13 protein-coding genes are annotated in these 12721 nt (G+C 62.8%); 5 read left to right on the top strand and 8 right to left on the bottom strand.

Annotated features, from left to right (window positions below; genetic code table 11):
• Nucleotides 1–104: 104 nt before the first annotated feature.
• Nucleotides 105–635, bottom strand: coding sequence for a hypothetical protein (locus tag ACW5W7_RS05930; RefSeq protein WP_456501092.1), 531 nt, complete (start codon nucleotides 633–635; stop codon nucleotides 105–107).
• Between the two features lie 922 nt (nucleotides 636–1557).
• On the opposite strand from ACW5W7_RS05930, the gene ACW5W7_RS05925 reads away from it, so the two are divergent.
• Both ACW5W7_RS05925 and ACW5W7_RS05920 read left to right on the top strand, forming a co-directional pair.
• The gene (locus tag ACW5W7_RS05925; protein WP_349918400.1) at nucleotides 1558–2571 is read left to right on the top strand and encodes a diguanylate cyclase; all 1014 of its coding nucleotides are present in this window, start codon (nucleotides 1558–1560) and stop codon (nucleotides 2569–2571) included.
• Nucleotides 2572–2690: 119 nt separating this feature from the next.
• Nucleotides 2691–2966 (top strand): hypothetical protein, encoded by a 276-nt coding sequence (locus ACW5W7_RS05920; RefSeq protein ID WP_456501091.1) that lies wholly within the window; start codon nucleotides 2691–2693, stop codon nucleotides 2964–2966.
• 675 nt (nucleotides 2967–3641) lie between these two features.
• On the opposite strand, the gene ACW5W7_RS05915 is transcribed toward ACW5W7_RS05920, so the two are convergent.
• The 6 genes from ACW5W7_RS05915 to ACW5W7_RS05890 form a co-directional block, all read right to left on the bottom strand.
• On the bottom strand, nucleotides 3642–4400 hold the full coding sequence (locus tag ACW5W7_RS05915) for a substrate-binding periplasmic protein (RefSeq protein WP_349922484.1): 759 nt from the start codon (nucleotides 4398–4400) through the stop codon (nucleotides 3642–3644).
• A gap of 239 nt (nucleotides 4401–4639) precedes the next feature.
• Entirely contained in the window at nucleotides 4640–5140 is a 501-nt protein-coding gene (locus tag ACW5W7_RS05910; RefSeq protein WP_349918395.1) for a GDYXXLXY domain-containing protein, read from the bottom strand.
• Between the two features lie 52 nt (nucleotides 5141–5192).
• Complete coding sequence (locus ACW5W7_RS05905) at nucleotides 5193–6212, bottom strand: DUF4401 domain-containing protein (protein WP_456501090.1); 1020 nt, start codon at nucleotides 6210–6212, stop codon at nucleotides 5193–5195.
• A gap of 72 nt (nucleotides 6213–6284) precedes the next feature.
• Nucleotides 6285–7223, bottom strand: a complete 939-nt coding sequence (locus ACW5W7_RS05900; protein WP_456501089.1) for a DUF2157 domain-containing protein — start codon at nucleotides 7221–7223, stop codon at nucleotides 6285–6287.
• A gap of 218 nt (nucleotides 7224–7441) precedes the next feature.
• Nucleotides 7442–7999 (bottom strand): TMEM165/GDT1 family protein, encoded by a 558-nt coding sequence (locus ACW5W7_RS05895; RefSeq protein ID WP_349918390.1) that lies wholly within the window; start codon nucleotides 7997–7999, stop codon nucleotides 7442–7444.
• A 266-nt stretch (nucleotides 8000–8265) separates the two neighbouring features.
• The gene (locus tag ACW5W7_RS05890; protein WP_456501088.1) at nucleotides 8266–8595 is read right to left on the bottom strand and encodes a stress response translation initiation inhibitor YciH; all 330 of its coding nucleotides are present in this window, start codon (nucleotides 8593–8595) and stop codon (nucleotides 8266–8268) included.
• Between the two features lie 118 nt (nucleotides 8596–8713).
• Between ACW5W7_RS05890 and ACW5W7_RS05885 the strand changes: the two genes are divergently transcribed.
• Genes ACW5W7_RS05885 through ACW5W7_RS05875 form a run of 3 tightly spaced genes read left to right on the top strand, consistent with a single transcriptional unit; the run spans nucleotide 8714 to nucleotide 11470 of the window.
• Entirely contained in the window at nucleotides 8714–8941 is a 228-nt protein-coding gene (locus ACW5W7_RS05885) for a FeoA family protein (RefSeq protein WP_349918387.1), read from the top strand.
• Nucleotides 8938–11208 (top strand): Fe(2+) transporter permease subunit FeoB, encoded by a 2271-nt coding sequence (feoB, locus tag ACW5W7_RS05880; protein ID WP_456501087.1) that lies wholly within the window; start codon nucleotides 8938–8940, stop codon nucleotides 11206–11208. Before ACW5W7_RS05885 ends, feoB begins: the two co-directional genes overlap by 4 nt.
• 19 nt (nucleotides 11209–11227) lie before the next feature.
• Nucleotides 11228–11470: a FeoC-like transcriptional regulator gene (locus tag ACW5W7_RS05875; RefSeq protein ID WP_456501086.1), complete on the top strand. Its 243-nt coding sequence runs from the start codon at nucleotides 11228–11230 to the stop codon at nucleotides 11468–11470.
• Nucleotides 11471–11578: 108 nt separating this feature from the next.
• On the opposite strand, the gene tapW is transcribed toward ACW5W7_RS05875, so the two are convergent.
• The gene (tapW, locus tag ACW5W7_RS05870) at nucleotides 11579–12718 is read right to left on the bottom strand and encodes a type IVa pilus ATPase TapW (RefSeq protein WP_434662944.1); all 1140 of its coding nucleotides are present in this window, start codon (nucleotides 12716–12718) and stop codon (nucleotides 11579–11581) included.
• Between the last annotated feature and the right edge of the window lie 3 nt (nucleotides 12719–12721).

Here is a 12721-nt window from a genome sequence, read left to right as displayed (position 1 = left end):
AAGTCAGGACGAAGGCCATTGCTTTTTCAATGCTAGCAGCAACAAGCCTTAGCTATCATAAATAGCATTGAATTAATGATTATGAATACGTGCAGTCTGATAGACTATTTATTAAGTTTTCTGTTTTTCCTTTCAGCTAGTTCATTAAGTTCGTGTTCGATTAACTGAAACCAGGTTTTATCTACGCGCTCGAAAGTATTCTCTTCATGCAAATATTTTACCAGTCGGCCCTCTTCATTATAACAATAGACATTGGCATCAGCCCAAACTTTGAGAGCTGGAATTACATTGTGCCCCAACTCTTTGAATTGTTCTGCTGCTATATGTATATTCATCCATTCAGGAGCGTCTTCGCTATAAGCGTAAGAATAAACACCTCGTAAAAACTCCCAAAATGGTGCCACAGCCAATACTTCTGCATATGGCCACAACTCTTCTTTAACCTCTATAAAAAATCCACCTAGCGCTCCCATTGCATGAGAGATATAGTCATCTGGAAATTTAATTCCATATTTCTCTCCAAGTGTTATTACCTCATTTTTTGTCGGAGCCTGATCTCCTGCCGCAACAATGTAATAATCATCATCCCAGATCCCCAGTATCAGTTCTCTCGTTTTGTCTGTTACGTTAACCATTGTTTATTGTCATCCTGTTAATATTGTCTTTAGAGGCATGGTTAAATTAGTGAAGCGTAATTGGGCATTGTGGAAATAAGGTTATGCGTCGTTTGTTGTATTCAAATTTATTTTTCACCCACGTAATCATGTAGATTTCACTTGTTGCATAAGTGCGACCATTTGACCTTGGGGCTGATGGGGTAGGTTTTCCCCCTGTTGTTCGCCGAGGTGAGCCTGTTTGTCCAGGCTGCGAGGCTGGACGCCGAGCGAGCGGCGCTGGGCCAGGGATGGCCCATCGGCGCGTGCCGTGGGACAAACGGGTGAGCCGAGGGAACCCGACGCAGGAGGGCGAACAAGTGGGGGAGTAGACCTTTGGTGACTTTGGGTCTTTCCAAAGTCACTCGCCAAGCCGTGCAGTGGTGGCGAAACCCCGTCGAGGACGGCGTCCTCGCGTCCTGCATGGCGCATCTGCATGGTGCAGCCATGCTGACACCGTTGTCGCACCCGTGTAATCGGATAATGACGTTACCGACCCCTCACCCTGACCCTCTCCCGCAGGGGGAGAGGGGATTGCCCCTCGCCGAGGCACGGGATGCCGGGCTGGCATCCGTCAGGGACGCTGCCGCCTGACTGTGGCTGCCAGCGTGCGTCGTGAACCGTCGCCAATCGTATGCTCGCGTCAGGTTCAGACTCATCTTACGGAGCCATCTTGGTCTGATCTATGGCTTTGATGGGTTAAACGTCAGAAATGAATGAATATTTGCGCTGGCTCAACATTATGGCTGCATCCGGGTCGGGGGCCGAAGCAAAGCCCGGGCGGCGCGCCGTCAAAGTGTGAAAAGGGTGGAATTTTGCCGGGCTGAGGCCCGCTCTCGCTTGTCGGGTCATGCCCGGCTTGGGTAAGGTTATCCATGGATAACATGCAAGCTTGGAGATCGGCATGGACAAGATATTGCAGGCCCTGTCTGTACAGGTCACCCGGGCGCGGGATCTGGAGAGCCTGACCCGGCCGCTGCTGGAGATGCTGGAAGCGGTGACCGGACTGGAGTCGACCTACCTCACCGAGATAGACCTCGGGGAGGAGAGGCAGCACATCCGCTTCGCCCGCAACGTGGCGGAGTTGCAGATCCCGGAGGGGCTCTCGGTGGACTGGAGCGATACCCTGTGCCGGCGCGCCATGAACGAGGGGCGCCTCTATACGGGCAATGTGGCCGACTGCTGGGGGGATTCCGATGCCGCCCAAGAGCTCGGCATTCGCACCTATCTGAGCAGCCCGGTGCGCACGCCTTCGGGGTCGCTCTACGGCACACTTTGCGCCGCCAGTGCCAAACAGAAACCCTGCGTGCCGGGCTCCGAGCAGCTGATCGCCTTCTTCGCGATGCTCATCGCCGAGCACGTGGAGCGGGAGCAACTGCTGGTGCAGTTGCAGCAGGCGAATCTGGAGTTGTCGCGCCAGGCGCTGAGCGATCCCCTGACCGGGCAGCTCAACCGCCGCGCCCTCATGCTGGAGCTGCCGCTGCTGTTCTCCCTGTCGGCGCGGGCCGGCCACCCCGTGCTGGTCGCCTTCATCGATCTCGACGGCTTCAAGCAGATCAACGACACCCATGGCCACGAGGCGGGGGATCTGCTGCTCACCACGGTGGCGCAGCGGCTGGGCTCGGCCCTTCGCAGCGGCGATCTGCTGGCGCGGGTCGGCGGGGACGAGTTCGTGGTGGTGGGCATGGGTCCGCTGCCAGAGGAGGAGGCGCAGGAGCTGGCGGTGCTGCGCTTCCAGCGTCGTTTGTTCGAGCAGAGCGTGCTGCAGTTGCCGCTGCCCGCCCAGACGTTGCACTACCCCGGGGCCAGCGTGGGGGTGGTGGCGGTCAATCCCGCCGAGACCAGCATCGAGGAAGCCCTGCGTCTGGCAGATGCCAGCATGTATGCGGTCAAGCGGATGCGCCGCACGCAGGGCTGAGCCAGCGGGTGAACAGGCTGGACGGTGAAGGCCGATCGCCCCGACTTGATGCCGCGCATTGTTGCCCCGACGACGGCGATGCTAGGATGCAACTCTTCTCATCACAGGCAGCCTCGACCATGGCCAACCGGTTTATCAGCACAGTGCGCACCCTGGCGGCAAAGGCCGCCGATCTGATGGAGTTTCAGCAGCGGATCTGGGTGGTCAGCATACTGCACGACACCCACACCGACACCTTCGTCGTCAATGAGGGGAGCTTCGAGGAGCCCATGCAGTGGATGGTGCGCATGGGCTATGACGGGGCCATGCTGCGCCAGGTGGACGAGATGGTGCGCTCCCAGGCCATCGAGCTCCCGGTGGGAGCGGTGAGCCACCGGTTGATGCGGGTCAAATAGGATCACGCAGACAGGTTGTGGCAGATAGGGCTGTGGCAGATAGGGTCGTGACATGGCGCGACGCCCTGTCTGCAGGGGCATCTGCTGGCCGGGAAGACGCTGAAAGGCACCCTGCGGGCCCTGGTGGCGTGGGAGGCACGGCCTCTGGCTGGAAACAAGCCACTTTATAAAGTTTCTTGTACTGCCTTGATGTGAATTGTTAGGTGGTTTGCGCTTCGTTTTTTATTCTTGCCTCGTAGTTTAACTGCTCCGAATTGCCTAGGTAGCCATAAATAGCGGTCGTCATGCCGCGATGGGCATCCTGTTGTCGCCGTCGCCGTCGCCGTCGCCATCGCTACGCTCGACGCCGCCTGTATCCTCGCCTATCGACGAGATCCGTCAACAAGCCTGCCGCGCTCTGCCAGCCCCTTGTCGCTCAAAGAGCTGCGTCCATTCCCCATCACAGGGATCACCCGGGTCCTCCTCTTTTCACCCCCCCCATCCCGTGAGTGCAGCCAGAGGGGGGAAAGTCATTGCCGTGTTCATGGCCCGTGCCGGAGCCGGTGTGCTGGGCACCAGGCATGATGGCCCGGACAGTCGACTCTGGCGTGCCTCCGCCATCGCCGCAGGAAAAGGCGCTGGCGCATGGCGGCGCCAGCGGGGTTGAAAACTATCGGGGGGGCCCGCGAAGGCCGGTCAGGGGAGGGGGAAGTACTTGGCCTGCAGCAGCCGGAAGTCGCTGCTTGCCAGCACCTGGGTCAGGCCGTGCTGGAACTCCTTGACCAGGGCATCGTCCACCGGATGGCTGAAGGCGTAGCAGAACTGCTCGGAGCTCAACACCCAGCTCACGGTGAACAGGGCGGGATCCAGCTGCTGGGCCTTGATGAGATCCTGCAGGGTGGTCTTGTTGGTGGAGATCAGATCGACCCGGCCCGAGGTGAGCATGCGCAGGGCCTGGGAGAGGCGGTTGGCACTCATGATCTTCTGCTCATCGAAGCCGTTGTTGAGCAAAAGCTGCTCCCCGACGTCGGTGCGCACCGCCCCGATGTTGTAGTTCAGGGCATCTTCCAGCTTGCGGATCTTGAGGTTTCGCTTGGCGAGCCCCATCAGCACTATCTCGGCGTAGCCGATGGGACAGGCCCACTTGAAGAGCGGGTTGCGGGCCTCGGTGCGGGCGGTGGAGAAGAGCACGGCGTTGGGTTTTTGGGTCAGCAGGTAGTAACCCCTGGCCCAGGGCAGCATGGTGATGGGCTGGGGCGGGGTATTGGTCTTCTGCCACACCAGTTGCAGCAGCTCGACGGCGAGCCCGGTGGGGGCCCCCCTCTCATCGCTGAAGTTGTAGGGTCTGTATTCTTCGGTGAGATATTGCAATTGGCCGAGAGCCGGGCTGGCCCGGGCCTCGCCCGCCAGCCCCGGCAAGAGCGCCAGGGGGAGCAAGAGCGCCGCGGCGCCCATGACAACTGATGTGACTCTGCTCATCCAGACCCTCCTGATGCAGGTTATCCCCATCAAGTGTTGCCAAGTCCCGGGCTTTCGCCACCCGCCATGGAGGGGGAGGTCGGATTGCAGCCCCGGCACATGGTTATCGCGATGGCGGGGGAGGCGGGATTGCGGTCATGGCACTGGGCAGCCAAAGCTGGTCGGGCCAACCGCAGTACCGCCAGTCCATGGCGATACTGGTGGGCGCAAGGGGATTACCAGCGCGCCCGGCTGGGGCCGATGGGCTTGAAGGCCGCGTCTCGCAGCCCCACCAGCAGGGTGGAGCCGTCACCTTGCAACCTGAACTCCCCGTAGCGGGCCGCCTCGAACTGCTCCCCCGTTCCTTCCTCGAAGAAGTAGGCGTCAGGCCCGATGCGCCACTGGTTGCCTTGTCTGCGCACCTGCAACAGGCGCTCATCGGCCGCCAGTGCGTCCGGCTTGCCGTCTGCCACCCAGTGAGCCACCTGATGCTCGTCCAGGCGGACAACCAGGGTCTCGAGGGCGGCGAGCTTGTCCTGCCCCAACCCCGCGATCTCACGGGCCAGCGCATAGTTCAGGCGCATGTAATCCCCCTGCATCAGGGAGCGGGGATCGACCGGCGCCAGGGGCAGCAGCACCACGTCGCCGCTCGCCATGGCGTGTTCGAAGCGCCAGACAGTGGCATTGATACCCACCAGGATGGCGAGGCCAGTCAGCAGCAGTGCAAGACGCTTCATGTTGGGCCTCCTGTGGTCAAGATATGAGGTGGGGTGGATTGTGGCAGTGGTTTCATGAGGTTTTCCTTGCACCAAGCAGTTTCAACCACTGGCGAGCGCCGAGCAGCAGGGCCCCCGAGCCCAGCAGCAACCAGGATTTGGTCATCAGGCTGAGCCCCAGATCGTAGTAATAGAGGGAGCCAAAGCCCAGCAACAGCAGGCCCGCCAGGGTCATGAGGCTGAGGCTCCCGCCGTAGAAGCCGAGCACCAGCACCAGGGCACCGGCCCCCATGCCGGGGATGATGGCGCTAATGAGCACCAGCGGCAGGGCGCAGAGCAGGGGTAGTTTGAGGCGCACCATGACCCCGAGCAGCAGGGCGGCGCAGAGCAGGGGGTTGAGCCAGAGGGGAAGGCGGGAGCCGCCGAGCTCGTCAAGCACGCTGGCGCCCCCCTCCCAGAGCGGGTGATGCAGGCGGCCCAGTACCAGCAGGGAGAGGGCCAGCCCCAGGGTCAGGGACTCGTAGAGTTGATGGCGCCTGGGATCGCGCTCGGCCTGCAGCCAGCAGGCGGCGAGGGCGGCCATCACCAGCGGCAGGGCCAGCAGCTGCAGGCCGAGGCAGGCGAGACCGAGGGCCAGCAGGATGGCGGCGGCGAAGCTGTGGAACAGCCGCACCAGCCAGTGCTCGAACAGGGCGGCGATGGCCAGCGCCAGCAGGGTGAGCCCGAACCAGAGGGGGGCCGAGTCCAGATCCAGCCGATCCAGCAGGCCGTAGAGCAACCAGGCGTCCGCCGCCAGCGCCAGGGCCAGCACGAACTGATCCCGCAGATCGCTGGCCTGGGGGCCCCTCGATGCGCTGCGGTTGAGACCGAGGGCCGCTACCATCAGCACGGCGCCGGTGGCGAGGGCGTGGTTCGCCTCCTGGATCCAGGATTCCAGCGCCATGAAGAGGAAGAACAGCAGGAAGAGGGCGGCCAGCCAGCCCACCACGCCGAGCAGGAAGCGGCTCGACCAGTGGGGTTGCTCATCCCTCGGGGCGTCCCCCTCGACGAGCTGGGCGGCTTGCAGCCGCTGCCAGGGGGTCAGTTCGGACATGGGATTGCCTCCGTGATGAGGGCCGGTGACGTGCCCACCAGGGGCGCGCGCCGGGACTGCCAGCCAGTGAAATCAGCCATGACGCCTCCGTTGTTGTTGCAGCCAGCGGCTCGCGGCCACCGAGAGGCCGATGGCGATGAGGCTGAGCAGCAGGAAGCCGTTGATGTCGGGCTCCATCCACTTGCCGAGCGCCGCCAGGATGACGGCGATGAGGCTCAGGCACCCCATGGCGAGACCGGCGATGAAGCGACCATGCCAGCGCAGGTAGGCGGCGGCGAGCCAGCCGAGCCAGAGGGGCCAGACCCAGGGAGAGGCCGCGTCAAACAGCGCCAGCAGGGTCAGCAGGGTGATGCCAAGGCCGGCGGCCAGGCCCGCCAGCCAGGAGGGCATCAGCCCCCATCGGGCGGGCGCCGGGATGAGGGCACCCCAGAGGGCGAGGTTGAACAGGGAGAGGCTCCAGCCGAGGGCCTCCTCGTCGAAGGCGAAGAAAAAGTCAAACAGGCCGAGGCGCCAATAGAGCACCAGGGCCAGTTGGCCGAGCAGCCAGCAGAGGGTCCAGAGCAGGGGGCTGGTGCCGAGCGCCGCCAGGGGGGCGAGCAACAGGGCCCAGGTGGCGAACAGCTGCCAGGGATCGGCACCGCTCTGGTAGGTCTGGCCCACCAGGGCCAGCAGGGCCCCGATGTTGAGGGCGACGGCCAGCAGCAGGGCCTGGCGCGCGCCCCCCGTCATGGGTCGCTTCCACAGCAGCACCAGCATGGCGAGCAGGGGCAGTTCCAGCAGGGCGAGGCGGGAGAGGCGGCCCAGCTCCTGCCAGTTGAAGGCGACGAAGAACACCAGCCCGGCGCCGAGGCAGAGGCTGCCGAGCCAGAGCAGCAGCCGGTCGAACAACCACTGCCAGCGCTGGGCACTGGGGGGGAGATCCAGCAGCGCGAGGGCCGCCGGCAGTCGCTCGGGGGCCAGGCTGCCACGCCTGACCCAGTCGAGCAGGGTCTGTCTTGAGGTGAAGTGCATGGCAAGGCTCCCAAGTGCCTGTCTGTCCTTGTATTTGTCGCATTATGGCACGGCAACGTGATGGGGGGCAGACCTTGTCGGAGGGGTTGCGACAGGGGGGCGCGAGGTTCAGGGAATGCCTACAAAAAGCCCCGCGGTGTGCGGGGCTGATGAGGGTGGGGCCTCTGGTGCCATCGGTCAGTGCTCACGCTGACCCCGGCAGCCTATGGCGGCCCGTCTCAGACGAAGATGAGGGTGCTGATGCCCAGTCCCACGAAGAGGATGGCGCAGGCGATGCGGATCCCCTTGAGGGGCAGCTTGTCGGCACCGAGCTTGCCGAGCAGCACCACGGGCACGTTGGCCAGCATCATGCCGAGGGTGGTTCCGGCGATCACCTGGGTGAGGGAGTCGTACTTGGCGGCCAGCAGCACGGTGGCTATCTGGGTCTTGTCCCCAATCTCGGCGATGAAGAAGAGCACGAAGGTCGCCATGAAGGGACCGTATTTGTCCAGCGAGCTCTCTTCGTCGTCCATCTTGTCCGGCACCAGGATCCAGATCGCCATGGCGATGAAGGCGGCGGCCACCAGCCAGGTCATGAGATGGGGATCCAGCCAGCGGCTGATGAAGCCCCCAATCCAGGCGGCCCCCGCGTGGTTGAGCAGGGTCGCCACCAGCATGCCGGCGATGATGGGCCAGGGTTTTCGAAAACGACAGATAAGCAGCAACGCCAGGAGCTGGGTCTTGTCGCCGATTTCGGCGATGGCCACGCTCAGGGTTGAGGTCAACAAGGCTTCCATAAAAAAGTAACCGGGGGACGGAATTGTTATACCTGAGACAAGCCTGCGCCATCCGTCCCCGGTATTGGCACTGGCCCGTCAAAGGTCTTGTCAAATCCGGCGCTCCCCGGATCACCCTGACCATGGTGAGTTGGCACCAAGTGTGTTGATCAGGATCGCGGGTCGGACTGGGCAAAAGCCGACCGGCCGCGAGACTACTCCCCCTCGATGGGAGCGGGCATTCTAGGGAAAAAGGAGGAGGGAAACAAGGATGAAAAAGCCGGGGGCTAGCCGCCAACCAGCTTGACGCTGAAACCCGCCTTCTCCAGTTCGGCCTTGATGAGTTCCCGTTTGTCACCCTGGATCTCGATGATCCCCTCCTTCAGGCCCCCGCCGGTGCCGCATTTTTTCTTGAGCAGGGTGGCGATGCTCTTCTGCTGATCCTGCGGCACGCCGTGGATGGTGATGACGCCGGCGCCCTTGCGTCCCTTGGTCTCACGTCGAATGCGAACGAGCCCGTCGGTGGGGAAGGGGGAGGCGTTTTGGGGGGCGGTTTGCTCTTTGAGCATGCCGCCATCCGTGCTGTAAACCAGGTGGCTGTTGTTGTCTGGGGTCATGGCAGTTCTTGTGGATTAGCTGAACGGAGTTTGATTTTACGCAAATAAATCTTGGGGGCACAGCTTATAATTCCCGGACTAAAAGCGAATTATTCTTGTTTATCATCAGGAGTCCGTCATGGTACTCACGCAGTTGTCGCCGGGGCAGAGTGCTCGCATCAAGAACATGAATCAGTTGACGCGCCCGTTGCGACGCAAGTTGATGGTGATGGGCCTCTTGCCCCAGACCGAGGTCATTTTCCTGCGGGCGGCCCCGCTCGGGGATCCGCTTCAGATCCAGTGCCAGGGCATCTGTCTCTCCATGCAAAAGAGCCTGGCACGGCAAATCGAGGTGGAACCGGTATGAGTTACAACCTGGTCACCGTCGGCAATCCCAACAGCGGCAAGACGTCTTTATTCAACGCCCTGACCGGTGCCCGCCAGCAGGTGGGCAACTGGAGCGGGGTCACCGTCGACAAGAAGATGGGCGAGTTCTCCGCAGGGGATCACGACTATCAGCTGATGGACTTGCCCGGCATCTACGCCCTCGCCAATCAGGAGGCGAGCCTGGACGAGCAGATCGCCAGCCGCTTCGTCGAGGGTCAGCAGCCGGATCTGCTGCTCAACGTCATCGACGCCGCCAATCTGGAGCGCTCTCTCTACCTCACCCTGCAACTGCGTGAACTGGGCCTGCCCATGGTGGTGGTGCTCAACAAGATGGATCTGCTGCAAAAGCGCCGCGTCACCATAGACGAATCCCTGCTGAGCGAGGCCCTGGGTTGCCCCGTGGTGTCGCTCTCCGCCCACAACCGCCAGCAGGTGGCGGCCTTCAAGGCACAGATCCAGGGCTTCGTCGGCAAGGTTGCTCCGGCCCTGGTGCTCGACTACGGCCAGCCGCTGGAGGCGGACATCGCCGAGCTTGAGACCCTGCTCGCCCCCCATCACCTCAACGCCCGCGGCCGCGCCCTGCGCCTGCTGGAAGAGGACGATGCCATGCAGGAGACGGTGCAGGCCGGTCAACAGGCCGCCGTCAACAATCTGGTAAGCCGGGCCCATCGCGCCCAAGACATCGATCTGCAGCTGGCCGACCTGCGTTACGGCCACATCCATCACTGGTGCCAGCAGGCATGCAAGCAGCAGGGCAAGCTCACCATCGCCCAGAGCGAATGGCTGGACAAGGCGCTGCTCAACCGCTGGGTGGGCATCCCCTTCTTCCTGCTGGTGATGTATCTGATGTTCATGTTCGCCATCAACGTGGGCAGCGCCTTCATCGACTTCTTCGACATCATGGGGGCGGCCCTGTTCGTGGACGGGGTGCACCACCTGCTCGGCCTGGTCGGCGCTCCCGACTGGCTGGATGCGGTACTGGCGGACGGCGTCGGCGCCGGTCTGCAGACGGTGGCGACCTTCATCCCCGTGGTGGGCTGCCTGTTCCTCTTCCTCGCCGTGCTGGAGAGCTCGGGCTATCTGGCCCGCGCCGCCTTCGTGGTGGACGCCCTGATGCGCCGTCTCGGCCTGCCTGGCAAGGCCTTCGTGCCCATGCTGATGGGCTTTGGCTGCACGGTGCCGGCGGTGATGGCGACCCGCACCCTCAACTCCGAGCGTGAGCGGCTGATGACCTCGGCCATGGCGCCCTTCATGTCCTGCGGCGCCCGCTTGCCGGTCTATGCCCTGTTTGCGGTGGCCTTCTTCCCGGAATCGGGCCAGAACCTGGTGTTCGGTCTCTACCTCATCGGCATCCTGGCGGCGGTGCTCACCGGCCTCTTCCTGCGCAGCACCCTGCTGCCGGGCAAGAGCGATTCCATGGTGATGGAGATGCCGGACTACGAGTGGCCCCGTCCGGTGGATGTGTGCCTGCGTACCTGGCAAAAGCTCAAGGCCTTCATCTTCGGCGCGGGCAAGACCATCGTGCTGATGGTGGCGGTGCTGAGCGTGCTCAACTCCCTGGGTACCGACGGCAGCTTCGGCAACCAGGATCAGGAAAACTCGGTGCTGAGCAAACTGAGCCAGACGGTGACCCCTGTGCTGCACCCCATCGGCGTGCGGGAAGAGAACTGGCAGGCGACGGTGGGTATCCTCACCGGCATCTTCGCCAAGGAGGCCGTGGTGGCCACCCTCAACAGCCTCTATGCGGGCAAGGACGGCGGTGACGAGGAGAGTGAATACTCCCTGCTCGGCAGCCTGCAGGAGGCGCTCGCCACCATCCCCGCCAACCTCGCCGGCATCGATCCGACCGATCCCATGGGGATCAAGGTCGGGGATCTGGCGGATCAGCAGGCCGCGGCCGAGGAGCAGGAGGTGGACACCTCCACCTACGGCAACATGCAGACCCACTTCGACGGGGTGGCCGGCGCCTTCGCCTACCTGCTGTTCGTGTTGCTCTACATGCCGTGCGCCGCCGCCATGGGCGCCCTGGTGCGGGAGACCGGCCGTCAGTGGGCCCTGTTCACCGCTGCCTGGTGCAACTACCTGGCCTTCATGTGCGCCACCGTCTTCTATCAGCTGGCGACCTTTGCCGTTCATCCAGAGCAGAGCCTGCTGTGGCTGGCCTTCTACGGCCTCTCCCTGGCGCTGCTCTGGTGGCTGGGCCGCCGTCACGGCGACATCGCGGGCCGCAAGGTGATGGCCCTGTGAGGCGAGAGGAGGTCAACGAATGATCCTGCGAGAGTTGGGTGATTACCTGGCTGCCCAGCAGAAGGTGAGCCGGGCCGATCTGGCCCGTCACTTCCACACCTCGGAAGATGCGGTGGAGGCCATGCTCGGGGTCTGGATGCGCAAGGGCCGTGTCGCCAAGCGCGAGAGCCGGGTCTGCGGCGGCAGCTGCTGCGGCAAGCACCAGGAGGTGATGTTCGAGTGGTGTGAGCCGGGCCAGATAGGCCTGGTGCAAAAGAGCTGACGAGGCCAGTCTCGTCACCCTGTTTATCACTGCCTGAACACGAAAAAGGGAACCATGTCGGTTCCCTTTTTATATTCTGCAGATCTCTTCATCTGCCATCGGCACGGGCTACAAGAGATCCTGCTGCCCGTCCTTGGTGGGTTCCAGGCTCCAACTGCTGGCATCGGCGCTGCCGAGGATCTGCCCCTTCTCCCGCCACAGCTTGATCTTGAGTCGCAGGTTGTTGGCGGAGTCGGCGTTCTTCACCGCCTCCTCTTCATCGATGGCCCCTTCCACCACCAGATCGAACAGGGCGGTGTCGAAGGTGACCATGCCAAGGGCCCGGGATTTCTCCATGATCTCCTTGAGGCTGGCAAACTCGCCGCGCTTGATGAGATCCCGAATGGTATGGGTGCCGAGCATGATCTCCACCGCCGCCCGCCGTCCGCCATCCAGCGTCTTCACCAGCCGCTGGGAGACGAACGCCTGCAGGTTGTTGCCCAGATCGTTGAGCAACTGGGCCCTGCGCTCCTCGGGGAAGAAGTTGATGATGCGATCCAGCGCCTGGTTGGCGTTGTTGGCGTGCAGGGTGGAGATGGCCAGGTGCCCGGTCTCGGAGAAGGCGAGGGCATGTTCCATGGTCTCGCGGTCACGAATTTCCCCGATGAGGATGACATCCGGCGCCTGGCGCAGGGTGTTCTTCAGGGCGGCGTGGAAGCTGCGGGTGTCCACGCCCACCTCCCGCTGGTTGATGATGCTCTTGCGGTGGCGATGGACGAACTCCACCGGATCCTCGATGGTGATGATGTGGCCGCTGTGGTTGCGGTTGCGATGGTCGATGAGGGCCGCCAGCGAGGTCGACTTGCCCGAGCCCGTGCCACCGACGAACAGCACCAGGCCGCGCTTTTCCATGATGGTGTCGAGCAGCACGGGGGGGAGCTTGAGATCCTCGAAGCGGGGGATCTCGGTCTTGATGTTGCGCGCCACCAGCGAGACTTCGTTGCGCTGCTTGAAGATGTTGATGCGAAAGCGGCCGACCTGGGGCAGGGAGATGGCGAGGTTCATCTCCAGCTCCTTCTCGAACTGCTGCTTTTGCTCCGCATCCATGATGTCGTCGGCAATCTTCGCCACATCCCCGGGCCCGAGGGGGGTCTCGCTCAAGGGGCGCAGGGCGCCGTTGAACTTGGCACACGGGGGAGCGCCGGTGGAGAGATAGAGGTCGGAGCCATCCTGCTTGGCCAGCGTCTGTAACATGTCTCGCAATTCCATGGG

The sequence above is a fragment of the Aeromonas intestinalis genome, from assembly GCF_054052485.1.
The sequence above is the reverse complement of the archived record's forward strand: the minus strand, read 5'-3'. Positions and strand labels throughout refer to the sequence as shown.

Excerpts from the sequence above, each read along its gene's own strand:
- ACW5W7_RS05910 (WP_349918395.1), bottom strand. The coding sequence starts at position 5,140 with ATGAAGCGTCTTGCACTGCTGCTGACTGGCCTCGCCATCCTGGTGGGT.
- ACW5W7_RS05915 (WP_349922484.1), bottom strand. The coding sequence starts at position 4,400 with ATGGGCGCCGCGGCGCTCTTGCTCCCCCTGGCGCTCTTGCCGGGGCTG.
- ACW5W7_RS05890 (WP_456501088.1), bottom strand. The coding sequence starts at position 8,595 with ATGACCCCAGACAACAACAGCCACCTGGTTTACAGCACGGATGGCGGC.
- tapW (WP_434662944.1), bottom strand. The coding sequence starts at position 12,718 with ATGGAATTGCGAGACATGTTACAGACGCTGGCCAAGCAGGATGGCTCC.
- ACW5W7_RS05875 (WP_456501086.1), top strand. The coding sequence starts at position 11,228 with ATGATCCTGCGAGAGTTGGGTGATTACCTGGCTGCCCAGCAGAAGGTG.
- ACW5W7_RS05930 (WP_456501092.1), bottom strand. The coding sequence starts at position 635 with ATGGTTAACGTAACAGACAAAACGAGAGAACTGATACTGGGGATCTGG.
- ACW5W7_RS05905 (WP_456501090.1), bottom strand. The coding sequence starts at position 6,212 with ATGTCCGAACTGACCCCCTGGCAGCGGCTGCAAGCCGCCCAGCTCGTC.
- ACW5W7_RS05895 (WP_349918390.1), bottom strand. The coding sequence starts at position 7,999 with ATGGAAGCCTTGTTGACCTCAACCCTGAGCGTGGCCATCGCCGAAATC.
- ACW5W7_RS05900 (WP_456501089.1), bottom strand. The coding sequence starts at position 7,223 with ATGCACTTCACCTCAAGACAGACCCTGCTCGACTGGGTCAGGCGTGGC.
- feoB (WP_456501087.1), top strand. The coding sequence starts at position 8,938 with ATGAGTTACAACCTGGTCACCGTCGGCAATCCCAACAGCGGCAAGACG.
- ACW5W7_RS05885 (WP_349918387.1), top strand. The coding sequence starts at position 8,714 with ATGGTACTCACGCAGTTGTCGCCGGGGCAGAGTGCTCGCATCAAGAAC.
- ACW5W7_RS05925 (WP_349918400.1), top strand. The coding sequence starts at position 1,558 with ATGGACAAGATATTGCAGGCCCTGTCTGTACAGGTCACCCGGGCGCGG.
- ACW5W7_RS05920 (WP_456501091.1), top strand. The coding sequence starts at position 2,691 with ATGGCCAACCGGTTTATCAGCACAGTGCGCACCCTGGCGGCAAAGGCC.